The sequence below is a fragment of the Peribacillus kribbensis DSM 17871 genome (assembly GCF_000430765.1).
GTDB classification, from domain to species: Bacteria; Bacillota; Bacilli; order Bacillales; family DSM-1321; genus Paraperibacillus; species Paraperibacillus kribbensis.
On sequence record NZ_AUMQ01000016.1, the window covers coordinates 279,181 to 296,011 of the forward strand.

The following is a 16,831-nucleotide window of genomic DNA, read 5'->3' on the forward strand; positions in this document are numbered from 1 at the left end:
TTAAAGAAAATGTGTAGTTTGCCGGGGAAACAGGACTAAATTTAAAATATTTGATAAGATAATGCAATACTTGATAGCAAATACGGGATCGAAAGGAGGAAAATATCACTTGAAATACATTAAATCGCAAATGAAACAGCTGATCAAAGAAAATAAAGAATTGCAAAATCGTTTAAAAGAAATGATGGATGAACTCAACCTTGAGAAAAACTTTGCCCTGAAGGCTTTGTACCATGCAGAAGTTGCTGAAGGAGGAAAATATCAGGTAGCATACCAAGCACTTGACTTGCCTAAGGGGTAGGTCAATCTGCCGACCCCTTCTTGGCTTCAAGCACCGGCAATATCCCCCCTTGTGTTTTTTATTCGTTCTTTATTTACTTTTCCGTTAAAGTTCTCCCATTAGGAGTTAGGTTAATCTCCTCATGCATCAGATTGCGGTTTTCCCGCGTTTCGAAGCTGTTGCTAGAAACTAAGTTTATTAAATAAGCTCGTCCTGCAATGACGGAAAATATGGTAAGGTTAATAAGAGCGTTATGTTGCCTGCTCTAATCATGGCCACACCAGTGAAGAGTCCTTTTAAGTCTACAATCGAAGAATTCCACCTTTGGCCGTAGCTGTAGTCTTACATCCCGGACCCATGACGGCAGTCATAGCAAACACAACTGTCAGAGCGGGACGGCAATGGTTTTTCGTACGTCCATCACGACTGGTTTCGCGGGGATGTCAATCCTATATTGTATATAGATTTTCAGCATGGGTAGGAAGATGAGAATAGCAATGATGATACTCGAAATGATATTGTAGGTTACATTTCAGGTTAGCACTTGGGGCCAAGAACAAGCAATTATTTCTCCTGCCGGATTAGCAGAACTTGATAGTAAGGAATGTTATTACCTTTGGATGGAATATAATAATTAGTTGAAAGGGAGTTTTATCATGCGAGTAATAAAGACGAGCAAAAAGGATGGAAAATCAAAACAGCTCTCATTTGAAATGGCAGTGAGGGAGCTTTACAATACTGGTACATGGGAAGGTGACCTTGATAAAATAGCCGAATTGCTTAATGAGCAAGGAAAGCTCTTGACACGATATGCCACCTTTGAGATAGAGGGAAGATAGTGGTCAGAGGACTTCACACCTTGAAGTCCTTTAATTAATTTTGTTTACAGTGCTTTACCGTATATTGAATTTACAATTTAACGTTCAGGTCGCAAAAAGAAAAGAACCGCCGCAGCGATCCTCTGTTCTAAATGATGAAGAAATGAAAACGCAGCAAGTTAACCACGTCTTCCTCCTCGTCCACCTCGTTTTCCTTCCGTATTACGTTTTAGAGAAGTTAAGCTCTCTTCACTTCTCTTTAAGAATTGAGACATTTTATCCTCAAAGGTTTCTCTTGGTTTAAAGTTACCTTTAGAACGATCATTCCCTCTTCCTTGAGCTGGGCGAGGACGTTCCTTATAAGAAGATTGCCTTTCAGGTTTATCTATGGTTTGCTTAATGGATAAGGCAACCTTCCCTTCTTTCTCACTTAACACTTTTACTTCAACGATATCGCCAATTTTCAAATGATCATTAACATCTTTTACATAGCTATCAGCAACTTCGCTGATATGCACAAGACCTGTTGTTCCTCCAGGTAATTCTACGAATGCTCCAAAATTAGTGATACCAGTTACTTTCCCTTGTACCTTACTTCCTATTTCTATTGACATTAAAAAATGTGCCTCCTCGATATGTTACAAACAGTTTATTATAACAAAGGAATAGTTGTAATATCAAATTAGATAGTTTATAGATAGAATTGAAGCACCTAAATCAGACTTCAACCAACGCACCAGTTTGTTCAACAAACATGAATAGCTTCGTTTAGAAATTATTAACTTGAAAATTCAACATTACTTGCTGTTCCTTTGGGAAGGAAAGCGCATCTTCTGTAAAGAAAGAATAGATAGTTTCATTTCTTCAGACCACTTTTTTATATCATTTTGACTTTAGTTATCCAAAACATTCCTCGGCAGCCTCATAATAAACCGGCTCGATTACTTTATTTTCCATTAGATTAGAAATTCAAGATATAAAAACAAATTCCTTCTTCAACCAACCTGCCCCATTAGCAATAAGAAAAAGCCGTCTCATGGCGGCTCCTACTCCAGAGAACGAATCTGCAGTGAAGAAGGATAAGAAAATAGTCACAGAATTTAGTTGATATCCTTTTCAAATACTTACGTAGCTATCCTTTAACACCAACTCTTGTACTGCCTGTTTTAAAGTTCCAAATATCTGTATTAGGGATAAATCGGCTCCGAGTTGAACAACACTTTGGGCAATTTGGGGTCTTATTCCCGTTACAATAGAACGAACACCAAGCAAACCAAGTATTGCACTAGTTTCAAACAGACATTGGATTACCATTGCATCAAGTTCATAGATGCCTGAAAAGTCGCTAATCAAGGTGTGGACATTCTGTTCCTGTACTTTTAAAGGCACATATTCTAAAATATAATTCGCTCTTTCAGAATTGATAGAACCTACTAGGGGTAACACAGCGACCCCTTCCAATATAGGGACGACTGGAGCTGATAGTGTGTTAATTTCTTTGGACACTTTTTTGAGTGTTCTTTCAATTTCTTTACGCTTTGTTATATCTCTTACGACAGATTGAATCGCTTTTTTATCCTCATACAAAAAGGGACTACAATTTGTTTCTACATCCACGAGTGAACCATCAAACCGTTTTAATTGTTTTTCGACAATTCCAGTTGGTTTATTTTCAACAAAGATCGATTTTGCGTGTCTTACTGTCAGCTCTCTATACTCCTCTGGTATGATATCGTATATAGATCTACCTATAACTGACTCACTGGAATCGGCCCGCAAAAAGCTTACTCCTGCAGGGTTTATATACTTAAATTTCTCATCTTGTTGAATAATAATTGCCTCCGTGGACGATTCAACGATATGACGATATAATTTTTCATCCGTATTATTTCCCATGAAAATCCAACACTCCTAACCAAAAAGCTTTAAGTTTTCAACTATGAACATTATACAATAAATAAATAGTTATTGTATTTCAATAAAAAACATTTCATTTTAGAGGATTCTTCCAAAACCCCAAAAATGAAATGCTAAAATCTGTCTTTAATTAAAGGGCAGCAATACGTTCCCGATCATTTGCTGTTAGCTCAAAGTCAAAAATATCTAAACTTTGTGCTTGACGCTCTTTATTATGAGACTTAGGAATGACGATAACATCACGTTCAATTTGGTAACGTAATACAACTTGTGCGTATGTCTTTCCGTATTGGTCACCAATTTCATCTAGAACCTTCTTAGCATTTTCATCGATTCCGCTTAATGGAGACCATGCTACAGTTGCAATTTCATTTCCTTTATTATAATCAATTAATTCTTCATTCCATTTTCCAATGTGAGATTCAATCTGGTTAACAGCAGGTTTAATTTTGCCATTTTCAAGAATTAAATCAAGATGTTCTTTTTCAAAGTTCGAAACGCCAATTGATCTAAATACACCGCGGTTATAATAGTCTTCTAAAATATTCCAAGCCTCCAAAATTTCATCTTGATTATCCCAAGGGGAATGGATTAGGAATAAATCAATATAATCAGTTTGTAATTTCTCTAAACTTTTTTTGATTTCAGCGTGCGCCCAGTCTGCACCGCTGAAACCTTTAAATGTATTTAGCTTTGTAGTGATAAAGAAATCTTCACGTGGTAGAGAGGATTTTTTTAATCCTTTTCCGAGTACTTCTTCATTGTTATAGGCTTGAGCAGTGTCAAAATGACGGTAGCCATTTTCAATTGCCCAGTCGATCTCTTGAGTGTCTCCTCTTAAGGCACCTGAGTATTGGTTCCCCTCTTTACCGTAAGTATTTGCACCGCTACCAACAACTGGAATTCCAGCGCCATTGTTTAATTTAAAATTTTTCATCCTAATTCCTCCTATGCTGTGTTTCTTACCTTACCTTAACTTTACTAGAATAAAGAATCAATCAATATGACTAAATCAGATGGCAGTCGGAGAATCCATTATAGATTATCGGGAAACCTCTGCTAATTATTTTCTCAATTCCAGCAACGCACAGCACTCAACATGTGCAGAGTGTATGTGGCAACAAAAGGTGCCGGTGGGTTTAATTAAATATAGGCTCGGTTCCTATTTTAGTGGAATCGAGCCTGTATTTTCTATTTATCTTCGAATGTTAGCTATGAACATTTTTGCTTAAGGCATTCCTCTTTTTCAACTATTCTAAAGTATTCTTTCACTATCTCTTTCTCCAGTACACTCCAATACGGAATAAGTAATCTTTTGAACCATGGCATATATATAACTGACAGTGATAATCAAATGCAAGTCAAAATGAAAGGAGGCTAAGGGTCAGCCTCCTTTCATTGTTTATAGAGTTGGTAAATTTAATGCTGTATTAATATTTTGAACATCTAAATTGAATTGTTCATTCGGATTCCAAGCGTGGTAGTATCCTTTTTCTGTAAGATAAGCAGAGATTTGCTCATGCATATCAATCGCCTCCACTAAATGGCGGGTTAGGATTTCTTTAACTTCAGGTGTGCCTGATTCGGTAACTGCCATTGCATAATTTCTGACTCCGCTTTTTGCTGAAATCAATAAATCCATGGCAATTACTTGGTCAGAGAGTGCATTCATGCCAGTTAAATTTTCAATGATTGGATTCATATTATTCATCTCCTCACTGCTGCTCTGCGTTAGATAAAATAGAAGCATATTCCTGTAACTGTTTACTGGACACATCAATGTCCTGCTGCATAATACCTTTTAGCGTTTCATCTGTAACCAGGGCTTTCATAGTTTTGGACTTAGTTAAACAAGTGGTCTTAAATACAGCCATTTCATGGACCTCAAGAACTTCATGTAAAGCGTAATTCATACTTATAAAAACCTCCTTCTTATGGTTTCAATACGACTTTTATACAATTATCTGTTCTTGTATCAAACATTTCATAGCCCCGTTTGGCTTCACTGAGCGGGAGCACATGAGTCACTACATCTCCCGGATCAATTTTGCCTGTTTGAACTAATTCAAACATATATGGCATATAGTGTATCACAGGGGCTTGTCCCGTCTTGATGGTAACATTACGATTCATAATATCACCCATTGGGAATCCATTATATTTTCCGCCATAAACACCTGTAACTTGGATTGTCCCGCCTTTTCGAACGGCCTGTGACGCAATGATAAACGCACCAAATGCTCCGGCATGAAGTTTGAGGCCGCTTGCAAGGAATTCCATATCAGTCATTTTTCCATCCATGCCTACCGCATCAATGACAACATCTGCTCCACCCTTTGTCATTTCTTTCAGATGCATGCCTGTATTCTCATATTTTTCAAAATTTACGGTTTCCACCTTGTTCGTACGTTTGGCATGCTGCAAACGATATTCCACATAATCAACGGCAATCACGCGTTTTGCACCTTTTAACCAGCAAAATTTTTGTGCAAAAAGTCCTACTGGACCGCAGCCCAGAACAATAACTGTATCTCCGTTCTTTACCCCCGCATTGTCAACAGTCCAAAATGCAGTGGTCATCGCATCAGCGATAACTGAAAGCTTTTCATCGGGTTCTTCAACCGACTCAGGGATTTTGAAATGAGTAAAGTTAGCAAAAGGCACCCGCAAATATTCTGCCTGCCCGCCTGGATGACCGCCAGTTACTCCTGCATATCCAAAATATCCTCCCATATCACCGTTTTCATTAGAATTATCACATTGGCTTTCCAAATGGTTTTGGCAGTAAAAGCATTCACCACATGCAATGTTAAATGGAATAATTACACGGTCACCTTTTTTCAGCTTCGTAACCTCTGGTCCCACCTCTTCAACGATTCCCATTGGCTCATGACCAATAACATAGTTTTCCTGCAGATTAGGAATCATCCCATGTATTAGATGTAAATCGGAACCACAGATAGCTGTACTGGTTACTTTGATGATCATGTCATCAGGCTTTTGAATCTTCGGGTCTTCAACTTCCTTCACTTCAACGTTTTTAATGCCTTGATACGTTACAGCCTTCATTCTATACAGCCTCCTTGGTTATTGTTTATCAGAATGTTCATCAGGTGTCTGGGCAAACAAACCTTTTCTATTAGTCTCCACAGGGAAAAGATTCATTTTGCCAATCATGACCGTATTATTTGCAGAGAGCTGATCTAGTTTATACTGTTCACTTAGTTCGTATGGATGGAACCATTTTTTATTAATCATAAGGTCTGTAATTTCCTGATGCATCGCAATCCCCTGCATTAGCTGATCCCGCAAAAGGGCCCTAACATCAGGTGACGCGGATTCGGTTAATGCCACAGCAACATTCCGAACCCCTTCTTTTGCACGAAGAAGGAGGTCCATAGCAAAAGTGGTGTCTGCAAGCTCAGGTACATGTATGGAGTTTATTGGGTCTAAATAGTCATTGTTCAATGCATATGCACTCCTTTCAAGTTTACTGTTGGTGTTGGGCGGTTTTCAGGAACAGGAGCTTCGAATGGTGCTCGTTTATAGACTTCCTGTAACTGTCCAAGCGCTTGTATCGATTGTTCAACATCTTTTTTCATTAAATTTCTCAAATCATCATCAAAAACCAGTCCTTGCATTAATTTCGATTTCCCTACACAAAGCGTCTTAAAATTTATGACTTCATGTAAGTCCAAGGACTCATGGGCAGCTAATTTTTGATTATCCATTCATTTCACCCTCCATGTATTCAAATTGAATCAATAGTATTATGCCGAAAAAAAAATTTTTCATACTCTCAGAAATACAATGATGGAAGAAAATTAATCATCTGTGGTTGAAAACAGTGTAGAGACTTTATATACTTCAATGTTTGTCCATAAATTAGAGGTTTTACAAAAAGGGGGATTAAAGTTCCTTATGCTGTGGTTATTGGTCAGTGTACGTAAGTTCGTGTCTGTATTGTTAAAACCAGCCGCCTCTATTTATGGCCGGTCAATGTAAAATTAGAAGTAGTTGTGCCCAATTAAAAAGGTCAGTTTCCTATAAAGTAAACTGACCTCAAGAATTTTATTTATTAAATGTAACTTTCTCTGTTATGTCACCAAGTGTGGAGAATACCTCGTTGTAAAAGGGGAATCAGTAAACTAGCTGGATCAATTCGCGGCTCGTTTTTTGGGATTAAAGGAGAATATTAAAAGTAAGTGAAATCTATGCATATAAGAGGACTCCAATCATTTTTTGTATTTGTTCAATCAGGATATTCTTCAGCTTGATAAGATATCCTGATTGAACAAAAAAGCAAATTCATTGCAGTTGTAAAAACAACTTCCCCAAATGTTTCATATTCCCCCCTCCTGAGCTTTACTTTAGTTTACTTCGTTAGTTTCCTTTATTAATATTTAGACATTAGATTTATATCCAATTTACTTATTCTACCGATATCATTTATATTCCTCTTTAACAAACCTGCCCTGTTAGTTAGCACAACAACAAAAGGCTGCCTCAGCAGCCGAATGATGTTGTTTATTAAATCGGTTAAATACACAGATGATAATTAAAGAGGTTTCTTACTTAAAGGCAAAGTTAGGCATCAAAGAAATAAAAAATCCTTCTTTCCTTGATAAGGATCTAGATAATGATTAAATAAAAGTTCCCCACATTCCTATTAACGTATGCTTAGAACCCCTCTACCCTTTCTACAACCAACGTATCTTTAGCGTAATTCACAAACTAGATAGAAAGAATTTATGTTAATTCTTTTAACCAGTCCTCGAACCATACAATTGGGAGCTTTATTTTAGAAAAATCCAGCTGTTGCAGTTCTATAAGCGAGAACGTATTAGTTAAATATAAATCCCACTGTGCAGAAATATCCCCTAATATGCCGTAAAGCTTTTCATCACCTGATTTTTCCTCATTTATATATTTCATATAGTGCTTATCACACCAATTACAAATCTGCTGATGAGTAAATTGATTTGTTTTATTTACCACACCCTTTAACAAATCAACTAGGTTTTCCTCATCAAACGGCCAATCGATTTCGATGTAAGCTGATTCAGACCAGCTGCCTACATATCGGTTTCTTCCCACCAATTACACCTCGGTCTAATATGATTTATAATTATTCAGAGTATCTAGATTCTCTTCAGAATGACAGATTAATCTACAACTCTTGCACCCGTAAAATATGTAAAAAAATATTTATAGATAGTCAACCGGCTTTCCCATTTCAATAAAGCCATAAACCCTAATCACTTTATCATGTACCTCTCCAGGGACGTGGATCTTTTTAAGTATTTCTAAAACCTCATTCCTTATTTCTTCAGTTTCTGCCTTTATTTCTAGCCACAAAATGGACTTATAACTATCCAATTCACCATCAATTTTGAAATGGTAGAACCATTCTCCATCCCATGGGCATATGTAACCCGTTTCAATGTCTTTGGTCCTCCATTGATGAGCATTTGGAGAATCAAGCATTGCTGATCTAATTTCTTCCCACTCTGTATTATTCATGGCAGGCTGGTATTGATTAACATTCATTATTTAATCACCACAATTCTTTGGCATTGATGTATGTATTCGACGGCAATTAATGGGATACCTACTTCAACTACCCCACCCGTTTGTTTAATAAATCTCACAATCTTGTTTAAAAAATTGGTTCTGTTAAATGTTTATATTACATTACGAATATAAAAAAGGGCCTAAATAGTCCCAGATAGGTGGCTTTATAATTCCCCATAATAATCAGTGTAATATAAGAAACCTACCTTTTTCACTTTAAAGTTCCTTAAAACTCCTTGTGTTGCTTCCTCTATCGGAGGTTTTGTTAATGTGTAACACTTAGCGTTATCCTTTTGAAGCTTCTTTTTATCCATTTTATTATGATACTCATCTTCTACAATACTGCTAGTAAATGCAGATTTAAAATACCCCATATAACCAACATGACTTCTTAGGGATAACTCAGGTGTCGTATGACAAACAAGATATAAAAAAATAAGGACAATTGGAATAGCAAGCCATTTCTTCAAAGCTATTTCCTCCGCAATCCAAGGTTGTTATTATATTAGCAGTATTGTTCTCTAAACATCATATTCGATTTCTTATCTTTTACTTTGAGGGTAAGTTCCTGATAGAAAGGAGAAGGTTTAACTGAAATACTTCATTAGAATTTTCAAATGAAAATGTGGAGTCATCATAATAAAAACTATCAGTTTCACCTTTTCTTTTAGGAATTGAATTGAAAACAGATATTAAGTTTAACTCGTCTGGAATTTCCACCTTCATCACTCCCATAATAATAATTCTTTATATACCTAAAAATCCCCTTCTTCCATTAACTATATCATTTATTTTAATAAAAATGAGCTGCAACTGCAGCCCCTTGTACTTCGAGTAATTTACTGATTGTTGAATAAAAAGTCAAAATTAAAAGGAGGAAAAGGATAGCATCATGCTTGGATACAAACGAACAAATCAATTTAGATTTAAATAATATCAATTCAGCAATGAACTTGTGTAAAAAAGGAACAGTTTAGCCTTCTAGGCTTAAACTGTTCTTGATAAACCATTGATTGCTGTTATGGTTCCCCTCCCCCCCATCTTTATCGATAGTTTTTTCAAATGGAAGGAGCAGGAAATTCACCAATTTTCATACGAAGTAAACTATAAGGCTTCTGCCGCAGGTCTTTTCCATAATGAAATCTAGGCTGCCGATGTAATTGGTTCACAATGACATACAAATATTGGTCCGGACCAATTGAAAAAGTATCTGGCCATAAAATTCTAGGATCATGTGCGATTGTTTCCATTATGCCATTTGGCAATATTTTACGGATACTGTTGTTTTCATAATCTCCAGCATAAACCGTTCCCTTTGCATCGGTGATCATTCCATCAGACGCGCCTTTTTCTCCCCAATACTTCACATAATAAGGTAAATCCATGTCCGATATCGTTCTGTCTCTCAGGGCTTCTGTGGAGATCGAGAACAAATGACGACTGGTCAGCGGAGCAAAATATAATACTTTTCCATCGGGAGAAATCGCAAGACTGTCAGACGCCAATCTAAATGGAGAGGTTGAACCATCTTTGTTTCGATTCATTAAAATTAGACCTTCTACTTTTGGTATTAAATAGGGATCTGGTGAAGTAGAATTTGCTCCATTTAACCGTCTAAACGCGGTTCCATTTTCTAAATCTACAACGATAATAGCTCCTGGTCCTCTGGAAGAAGAGTCCGTTATATAGGCATAACCTGCGTTGCCAACACGAAAATCAAATCGGACATCATTCAGGTAAGTTGTTGGCAGGACAACATCTTCTGTAAAGGTATATACCCTTCTAATTGTATTGGTTTTCAAATCAACAGCGACCAATTTTGCCCCGCCTTTAATTGGTTCAGAAAAATTGGGTGCCCCTGTATCTAATACCCAAAGTGTGCCCAAACCATCCGCAACTACACTTTGGACACTGATGAAAGTCATTGTGATATTCTCGGGTTGAACCAAATTGGTTTGTAGATTAGGATATGGCACCAATTGATCCCCAACGATTTCTGCTACCGTAAATTTAACATCGTCTCCCCATTTCGGAAAACAAATGAAAATACGACCCGTTTCCGAAACAGTAACACCTGTCGGCATAGCCCCATAAAATGTATAAACAAGTTCAAGATTCCCAAAATATATTTCACTAGGTAACATATGTTTCATGATAAATATCCTCCTCAAGCATTCAAACGGATATTTCCTGTATATGATTATATTTCTTTCTAGTGCATGTTTTCTTAATAAGTTTTTTTATGCGAAAACATGATGGATTGATCGTCTTCAAATTAAATTCGTCTTTCAGACGAAAGATTTTAAAAAAAATTATCTGGATATAATCCCTTCTTAGGAGGAGATTTTATGATATTATCTCGAGCGCTGCAAAATTATGTAGTCGACGCCGTATTTGTTGTTTGGGCATCCACTGCAAGCTGTTCATTTACATTCCGAGGATGATAATATCCGCTGCCAGGTTACAGGTGTTTATGGAGGCCGTAATAATGCATTCCCCCTCGGAGACATCTTCGAGCGCAATGTGAATTTAAGAACAGGTCAAGCTCCTGTAATTCATTTTTTGCCCTGTATTGCCAAACCGGTTATCTATTGGTATAAATCATACTATTTTTACGAATACTACAGCAATATGAACTAAAGGTGTGAAGATGATATGGCAAACCAACAGAAAATAGTGAGTACCTTAAAGGAGCAGCTTGGCAATAGCAGCGATTTTAAAATACAGGATATTGATTCTTTCCGCAAAAAAATTATCCTCGTTTATATAGAAAGTTTAATTGACTACAAAAAGATCAATAAAGACCTCATTGAACCTTTGCTGTTTTGTGAAAAAGAGGATAAATATTTGGTGCATTTGCTCTCACTCCCCCCTTGCAGACAGCTAAAAACCGGAGACAATTTATTATCACTGCTTATTAAGGGAAATCTCCTGATCATCACAACGGATTCTATTTTCTCGTATAATGCAAAGAAAGCCTCAAATAACCAGCCGGGAGATTCAAGTGTTGAAATGGCGGTTCTCGGTCCCCAAAAGGCGTTAAGCGAGAACTTAAGCACGAATATTAATTTAGTAAGAAACCGTTACCCTTCTGAAAATTTAATCATGGAACAGCAGACCGTCGGGACGATGTCTCAAACATCCATTGCTCTTATGTATGATAAAAAGCTGGTAGATCATGATGTTTTAAGAGATGTAAAGAAGCGTCTGCCGGAAATTAAGATGGATATGATTCAGGCAATCGGCCAGCTTGAGAATGCCATGACCAAGAAAAAACATCATTTGTTTCCGATTATGATGATTACGGAACGGCCGGACCGGATTGCTTTAAATCTTTCACAGGGAAAAGTTATTATTCTCATGCATGGAACTCCATTTGGCCTTATTGTCCCTGCTGTTTTTTTCGATTTTATGGCATCGATGGATGATACTTCACACACATTTTGGAGCAGCAGGCTGATGATTGCAATTAGATATATTGGTCTTCTCCTTACCCTTGTTCTGCCAGCCTTGTATATAGCTCTTACTTCATATAATCCTGAAGTACTCAGGTCTCAGCTGGCGGCTACTATTGCTGGAAGCCGTGCAGGAGTGCCATATCCCTCTTTTTTTGAAGTAACTTTCATGATGCTGGCTGTAGAGATGCTGGTTGAATCCAGTATGAGGCTGCCGAAAGCGATTGGACCGACTGCAACTACAGTTGGGGGGCTCATACTCGGGCAGGCGGCACAGCAGGCGCAGCTAGTCAGTTCCATCATGATTATTATTACAGCCTTTGTCGCCATTTCTAATTTTACGATTCCCGTTAATCCGATGAGCTTCTCCATCAGGGTGGCTCGCTATCCATTAATCCTTCTTGCAAGTTTTTTTGGGATGATGGGAGTGGCAGCAGGACTTATCCTGCTAATATGTTATCTTACAGACAAGAGAAGCTTCGGCACCCCTTTCTTGAGATTATATTGGGGATCCTCGAGGAGGATCGAGAAAATAAATGAAAAACCGAAGGGGGAGCAGGGGTAATTGGCGCGTTATTTTTATATGATTGTTTTTTTGAATATGACTGTGCACATCATTTTTAATGTTCCGCTGATTTTAATTCAAAACCGCTTCAATGGCGCAGTTATCTCAATGGCTTTAAGTATTGTGATCGGAACCATTTTGTCCTACATGTTTATAAAGGCAATGAGCAAATATCCCTATAACGGCCTGCCGGAAATATTCATGGACTTGCTGCCTGCGTATATTAGGGTTCCCTTTTTAATTTTTTTATCGTTAATGTGGATTGCTGCTGGGAGTCTGGCTATTGGTTCGTTTGCCTATTTAATTAAGCTCTATTTAAATCCCGAGATGGATTTGAGAATCATTTTAGGATTTCTTGTTCTTGTGCTCCTATACGGATCTACCCGTGGGACACAATCTATCCTTTATAAAGTAGAAATTACCATCCTAACAGTTTCACCATTCATTGCTTATATCATCTTTAAGGCGTTAACGAGTAACTATTTTTACCCAGTACATATAAAAAGAGCTCTTCAATACAGCCTAGAGATGCCTAACTACAGTTCTGTCGCTGCTGCCAGTTACATATTTACCGGATATATTAACCTTGTCATTATGAACAGAAATATTCAAGCTAAGAGAATACTTAAACACTTCTGGCTTATTCCTGTATTAGGAACATTAATCCTGGCTTTTACGTATTTTATTCCATTTGGATTTTTAGGAATTAAATCAATTGGTGATTTTGTACTCCCTTGGATGGTAACGGTGGATACAATAAGAATGGAATATGGTTTTATTGAACGGGCAAGCTTTCTTTTAGTTATGATTTTTATGCAATTGTCGATTCTATTTGCGATCATTAACTGGAATGTGGGACTGGAGCTTATGAAAAGCGCTCTCGGAATAGAAGATAGAAAAACAGGGAAGCGGCTTTTTACACTGGTCTTTCTGGGGATTGTGGGATTTCTGACTGTCTATTTTCAGGAAACCCTCAACCAAAGATCTTACTTCGAGGCAGTAAAGATCTGGTTTAACCTGCGGCTCCCTGTTGAGATTCTTTTAGTATTGGCGCTTTCTTTACTTTCCTTAAGGAGGAAACAAGCATGAACAGGAAAGCAGTACTCGTTTGTACGTTTGCTGTACTAGCGGGTTTGTTAACAGGCTGCGCATATAAGGACATTGACAAACGTTTTTTTGTAACGTCCATTGGCGTGGATTACTCAAAAAACCCACAAAAACCATACCATGTTTCTTTAAAATTAGCGATTCCATCCCCCCAGGTTCAGCCAGGCAAAACTAAGTTTCAGCTTATTACTGAGGACGCAGATTCCATCGCTGAAGCGGTACGGGTCATGAAATCCAAGGTGGATAAGGATTTTGATTTTGGCCACTGCAGAGTTCTGGTGTTTGGCAGGGAGATTCTCCGAAAACACCAGGCTGAGGTTTTGAACTGGTTCATGCGTCGAAGGGATATCCAGGGAATAGCCTATATGGCACTGGGCGATCCAACTGCGGAAAAGGTTATAAAAGTGAAAGCGAAATCGGAACGGCTGCCCTCAAATGCGATCATTCTGTCCTTTGATGAAACTTCCAATGACTCTCCGTACATCATACCTGAAATACTTAATGACTTTTATATGCGGCTTAAAGAAGAAGGAATAGATCCATATCTGCCTGTAATTCAGCCTTTAAAAGATACTTACGCCATCAACAGGGTAGTTTTAGTTAAAGGCTCCAGATTAAGTAAAGAATTAAACATGGATGAAACAAGGATTTTGAATGAGCTTCTTAACACTGACAGAAGAGGACTGATCGATGTTAAGAAAGACGAAAATGAATTTTTTGTAAATGTAGAAAGTTTTAAGACGAAGACAACAGTCGTTATTCCGAGGAATACAAAGCCATATGTCAACGTTCATATTAAGATCGATGGATATATCGAATCCTCCGAAAAAAAGCTATCCCATAACTATGAGCTGCTGGAGGATCAAAGGCTGGCATCTGAGGTAATAAGTAATCGAGTAAAGAGCACTTTGGAAACCATACAAAAAATAGGATCTGACCCCTTAGGCCTTGGCCTAAAGTACCAAGCTAAGCACGGAGTCTCAGAGGACAAAGTTAAAAAATGGAATAAAATATATCCGCATATTCAATTTAAGGTAAAAACAGACCTTAAGCTTCGAGGAACTGGAATCATGTACTAATCACTATTTAGAATTAATACTCAAAGATATGTGTGAATTTAGCAATGAGAATCTGCCAGACGGAAGGGCCTGTCCAGAATATAGTGGTTCAGTTTCAAAGCCTCATGGCAATTACGATTTGGACTATTCTAAATCCCCACCCGCCATGAATCTCAAAATGACAAACTTTGAATAGTTTCAATATTTGTTTTCACATCCAGCTTGTATTACCTTAATAGGTGTTCCTGGTATTGAAGAAGCATCGTAATATACATATCCTAATATACAATTTCTTTCATATACGCTTTGATTGAAGGGTTTCGCTCAGCTGAATGGATTAATTTTCCTTACTCTGGAATGTCTCCCCAGATGGTTTCGGCATAAATGATGCTACTAGTGGACAAAATCTCAAATGGTTCCTCACCCAGTTCTAACCGCTGCAAGGCAAAAAGCTTCTAATCAAAAAGAGAGAATGTTATACTTGTTTGCATAAAATAAAAGGATGTTCGGAGCTAAAGACTCTACTTAGTTACCTCCTCCCTATTGGAAAGGAGGATAAGAAGTGATGCCCCTATATCAAAAAAAGCAGTATTCCAACTGTGAAATTCCATTAAGAGGTGATGATTCCATTTTGAAGACCTCAATTGATATCATAGGCAAGATTTCCTATAAAGTCCGAAGCCTAAAAGAACAATTAGCTCGACAGCGATTTAATGAAGATATAACCATTTATTCAGATGTAAATGAGGAAAAATTACGGTCCTGGAGAGAGGAACTTATAAGAATCTTTGCCGATTCGATTTCCGAAAGTATAGAAGAAACATATACCCATTTGACAGAGTGGGGGAACAAAAGTGTACATCTTTTAGTTGATTTAACTTTACCTTTGGACCTGGCGATTGACGAGGTTCGGTTTTATCGTAATACCATTGGTGAAATTATTAAAAATGAATCCATAAAGAACAAATTATCACTAGAAGAATTTTATGTAATAATTTCTCGTTTTGATTCTGTTGTTGACCGGGCTGTGCATTGGCTTAGCTTATCCTATACGAAAACATATATAGCCCGTATTCAGGCTGCTGAAATTACTGCTTTAGAACTTTCCATTCCAATGGTAAGAATTACAGAAGAGATTGGTGTCCTTCCTATTGTTGGTGATTTAGATACAAATAGAGCACAAGATCTAATGGAGAAAGCTCTTAATTACGGAACAGATTTAGGGTTAAACTGCGTGATCATTGATTTATCAGGTGTGCCTATTATTGATACTATGGTTGCAAACCACCTTTTCAAGGTAGTAGACGCACTTAAATTAATTGGGGTTAAAGTGGCTCTAACTGGAATACGTCCAGAAATTGCCCAAACGATGGTCAATTTAGGAATAAAGCTAGATGGAGTTATCTCGTTCTCCAGTCTCCATATTGCCATTAAAACTATTCAAGCTGTTTAATCTCTAAACTGACCTACGTATGGTCTTTATACCATTATTACTGTTTATCAGCCATCCATCCTTAAAGGAACTACTTCTAGTTCATTCGATCACCTGCTCCGTTAACTCAACAAGCACTTTTACTTAAAAGTATGCTGATTCTTATTGGGCTAACATACCTTGATTTTTGTATATAACGAACCCAGTGGAGATTGTGTCCACTGGGTTTTTAATTTATTTAGGCTGTTTCATAAAAATTGTTCTATATCATAGGGATAAAAAAACTCGCAATAAAAATTTGCGATTTTTTTACATAAAGGATTTGCTTTGCTTTTTCTACTAAAGTACCCGCTAGTAAAAAAACTTTGATGGGTACGCTATCAATGAGCAGTATACTCGTACTATTGGGCAAATCAATTTAAATTTGGAAGTAGGTCTTGAAGCGGGATCTTTATATAGTTTGACAGACCGCCATCTTCAGTCCATTCTCACCAGCCTAAGGGCTCCAACCATCAAAACAATAATAATGAGTGATTGAAGAAAGCACATCAACTTGCAAATAACCTTGAAATATTAATATGGCCTGGCACAAAAACTCACAGCTGTTAAATAAAATATCAAACGC

At 37.4% G+C, this 16,831-nt stretch carries 18 protein-coding genes and 1 pseudogene; 6 read left to right on the forward strand and 13 right to left on the reverse strand.

Features of this window, described 5'->3' with window-relative positions:
* The first annotated feature begins 109 nt into the window (after positions 1-109).
* Together H539_RS0101280 and H539_RS0101285 are read left to right on the forward strand one after the other, a co-directional pair.
* Positions 110-301: a hypothetical protein gene (locus H539_RS0101280; protein ID WP_026692003.1), complete on the forward strand. Its 192-nt coding sequence runs from the start codon at positions 110-112 to the stop codon at positions 299-301.
* A 635-nt stretch (positions 302-936) separates the two neighbouring features.
* Entirely contained in the window at positions 937-1,119 is a 183-nt protein-coding gene (locus tag H539_RS0101285; RefSeq protein ID WP_026692004.1) for a hypothetical protein, read from the forward strand.
* A 158-nt stretch (positions 1,120-1,277) separates the two neighbouring features.
* On the opposite strand, the gene H539_RS0101290 is transcribed toward H539_RS0101285, so the two are convergent.
* The 13 genes and pseudogenes from H539_RS0101290 to H539_RS0101350 form a co-directional block, all read right to left on the reverse strand.
* Positions 1,278-1,712: a S1 domain-containing RNA-binding protein gene (locus H539_RS0101290; protein ID WP_026692005.1), complete on the reverse strand. Its 435-nt coding sequence runs from the start codon at positions 1,710-1,712 to the stop codon at positions 1,278-1,280.
* A gap of 160 nt (positions 1,713-1,872) precedes the next feature.
* Positions 1,873-1,956 (reverse strand): annotated as a pseudogene (locus tag H539_RS31265) (VOC family protein); the annotation flags it as partial.
* Between the two features lie 258 nt (positions 1,957-2,214).
* Entirely contained in the window at positions 2,215-2,994 is a 780-nt protein-coding gene (locus H539_RS0101295) for a PAS domain S-box protein (protein WP_026692006.1), read from the reverse strand.
* Positions 2,995-3,145: 151 nt separating this feature from the next.
* The gene (locus tag H539_RS0101300; protein ID WP_026692007.1) at positions 3,146-3,952 is read right to left on the reverse strand and encodes an aldo/keto reductase family protein; all 807 of its coding nucleotides are present in this window, start codon (positions 3,950-3,952) and stop codon (positions 3,146-3,148) included.
* A 465-nt stretch (positions 3,953-4,417) separates the two neighbouring features.
* A complete protein-coding gene (locus tag H539_RS0101305; protein WP_026692008.1) occupies positions 4,418-4,717 on the reverse strand; it encodes a spore coat protein in 300 nt (99 codons plus the stop codon).
* Positions 4,718-4,730: 13 nt separating this feature from the next.
* On the reverse strand, positions 4,731-4,928 hold the full coding sequence (locus H539_RS0101310; protein ID WP_026692009.1) for a hypothetical protein: 198 nt from the start codon (positions 4,926-4,928) through the stop codon (positions 4,731-4,733).
* 19 nt (positions 4,929-4,947) lie between these two features.
* Positions 4,948-6,084 (reverse strand): zinc-dependent alcohol dehydrogenase, encoded by a 1,137-nt coding sequence (locus tag H539_RS0101315; protein ID WP_026692010.1) that lies wholly within the window; start codon positions 6,082-6,084, stop codon positions 4,948-4,950.
* A gap of 18 nt (positions 6,085-6,102) precedes the next feature.
* Positions 6,103-6,483, reverse strand: coding sequence for a spore coat protein (locus tag H539_RS0101320; protein ID WP_026692011.1), 381 nt, complete (start codon positions 6,481-6,483; stop codon positions 6,103-6,105).
* Positions 6,480-6,746 carry a hypothetical protein gene (locus tag H539_RS0101325; RefSeq protein WP_026692012.1) on the reverse strand — a complete coding sequence of 89 codons (267 nt, stop codon included), beginning with the start codon at positions 6,744-6,746 and terminating at the stop codon, positions 6,480-6,482. Before H539_RS0101325 ends, H539_RS0101320 begins: the two co-directional genes overlap by 4 nt.
* A gap of 1,018 nt (positions 6,747-7,764) precedes the next feature.
* Positions 7,765-8,112, reverse strand: a complete 348-nt coding sequence (locus H539_RS29960) for a hypothetical protein (RefSeq protein WP_051348389.1) — start codon at positions 8,110-8,112, stop codon at positions 7,765-7,767.
* A 111-nt stretch (positions 8,113-8,223) separates the two neighbouring features.
* Entirely contained in the window at positions 8,224-8,565 is a 342-nt protein-coding gene (locus tag H539_RS0101335) for a DUF6678 family protein (protein ID WP_051348390.1), read from the reverse strand.
* 188 nt (positions 8,566-8,753) lie between these two features.
* The gene (locus H539_RS0101340; protein ID WP_051348391.1) at positions 8,754-9,059 is read right to left on the reverse strand and encodes a hypothetical protein; all 306 of its coding nucleotides are present in this window, start codon (positions 9,057-9,059) and stop codon (positions 8,754-8,756) included.
* Positions 9,060-9,647: 588 nt separating this feature from the next.
* Positions 9,648-10,742: an L-dopachrome tautomerase-related protein gene (locus tag H539_RS0101350; protein ID WP_026692016.1), complete on the reverse strand. Its 1,095-nt coding sequence runs from the start codon at positions 10,740-10,742 to the stop codon at positions 9,648-9,650.
* A gap of 502 nt (positions 10,743-11,244) precedes the next feature.
* Between H539_RS0101350 and H539_RS27490 the strand changes: the two genes are divergently transcribed.
* From H539_RS27490 to H539_RS0101370, 4 genes are all read left to right on the forward strand, one after another.
* Positions 11,245-12,609 (forward strand): spore germination protein, encoded by a 1,365-nt coding sequence (locus tag H539_RS27490; protein ID WP_051348392.1) that lies wholly within the window; start codon positions 11,245-11,247, stop codon positions 12,607-12,609.
* Positions 12,610-13,698: a GerAB/ArcD/ProY family transporter gene (locus H539_RS0101360; RefSeq protein WP_026692017.1), complete on the forward strand. Its 1,089-nt coding sequence runs from the start codon at positions 12,610-12,612 to the stop codon at positions 13,696-13,698.
* A complete protein-coding gene (locus H539_RS0101365) occupies positions 13,695-14,795 on the forward strand; it encodes a Ger(x)C family spore germination protein (protein WP_026692018.1) in 1,101 nt (366 codons plus the stop codon). Before H539_RS0101360 ends, H539_RS0101365 begins: the two co-directional genes overlap by 4 nt.
* A 544-nt stretch (positions 14,796-15,339) precedes the next feature.
* On the forward strand, positions 15,340-16,227 hold the full coding sequence (locus tag H539_RS0101370) for an STAS domain-containing protein (protein WP_081415744.1): 888 nt from the start codon (positions 15,340-15,342) through the stop codon (positions 16,225-16,227).
* Positions 16,228-16,831 lie beyond the last annotated feature (604 nt).

Bases quoted from the DNA above. Each gene is read 5' to 3' on its own strand.
- H539_RS0101310 (WP_026692009.1), bottom strand. From the start codon at position 4,928: ATGAATTACGCTTTACATGAAGTTCTTGAGGTCCATGAAATGGCTGTA.
- H539_RS0101350 (WP_026692016.1), bottom strand. From the start codon at position 10,742: ATGAAACATATGTTACCTAGTGAAATATATTTTGGGAATCTTGAACTT.
- H539_RS0101315 (WP_026692010.1), bottom strand. From the start codon at position 6,084: ATGAAGGCTGTAACGTATCAAGGCATTAAAAACGTTGAAGTGAAGGAA.
- H539_RS0101305 (WP_026692008.1), bottom strand. From the start codon at position 4,717: ATGAATCCAATCATTGAAAATTTAACTGGCATGAATGCACTCTCTGAC.
- H539_RS0101300 (WP_026692007.1), bottom strand. From the start codon at position 3,952: ATGAAAAATTTTAAATTAAACAATGGCGCTGGAATTCCAGTTGTTGGT.
- H539_RS0101370 (WP_081415744.1), top strand. From the start codon at position 15,340: ATGCCCCTATATCAAAAAAAGCAGTATTCCAACTGTGAAATTCCATTA.
- H539_RS0101365 (WP_026692018.1), top strand. From the start codon at position 13,695: ATGAACAGGAAAGCAGTACTCGTTTGTACGTTTGCTGTACTAGCGGGT.
- H539_RS0101335 (WP_051348390.1), bottom strand. From the start codon at position 8,565: ATGAATGTTAATCAATACCAGCCTGCCATGAATAATACAGAGTGGGAA.
- H539_RS0101325 (WP_026692012.1), bottom strand. From the start codon at position 6,746: ATGGATAATCAAAAATTAGCTGCCCATGAGTCCTTGGACTTACATGAA.
- H539_RS0101290 (WP_026692005.1), bottom strand. From the start codon at position 1,712: ATGTCAATAGAAATAGGAAGTAAGGTACAAGGGAAAGTAACTGGTATC.
- H539_RS0101285 (WP_026692004.1), top strand. From the start codon at position 937: ATGCGAGTAATAAAGACGAGCAAAAAGGATGGAAAATCAAAACAGCTC.
- H539_RS0101295 (WP_026692006.1), bottom strand. From the start codon at position 2,994: ATGGGAAATAATACGGATGAAAAATTATATCGTCATATCGTTGAATCG.
- H539_RS27490 (WP_051348392.1), top strand. From the start codon at position 11,245: ATGGCAAACCAACAGAAAATAGTGAGTACCTTAAAGGAGCAGCTTGGC.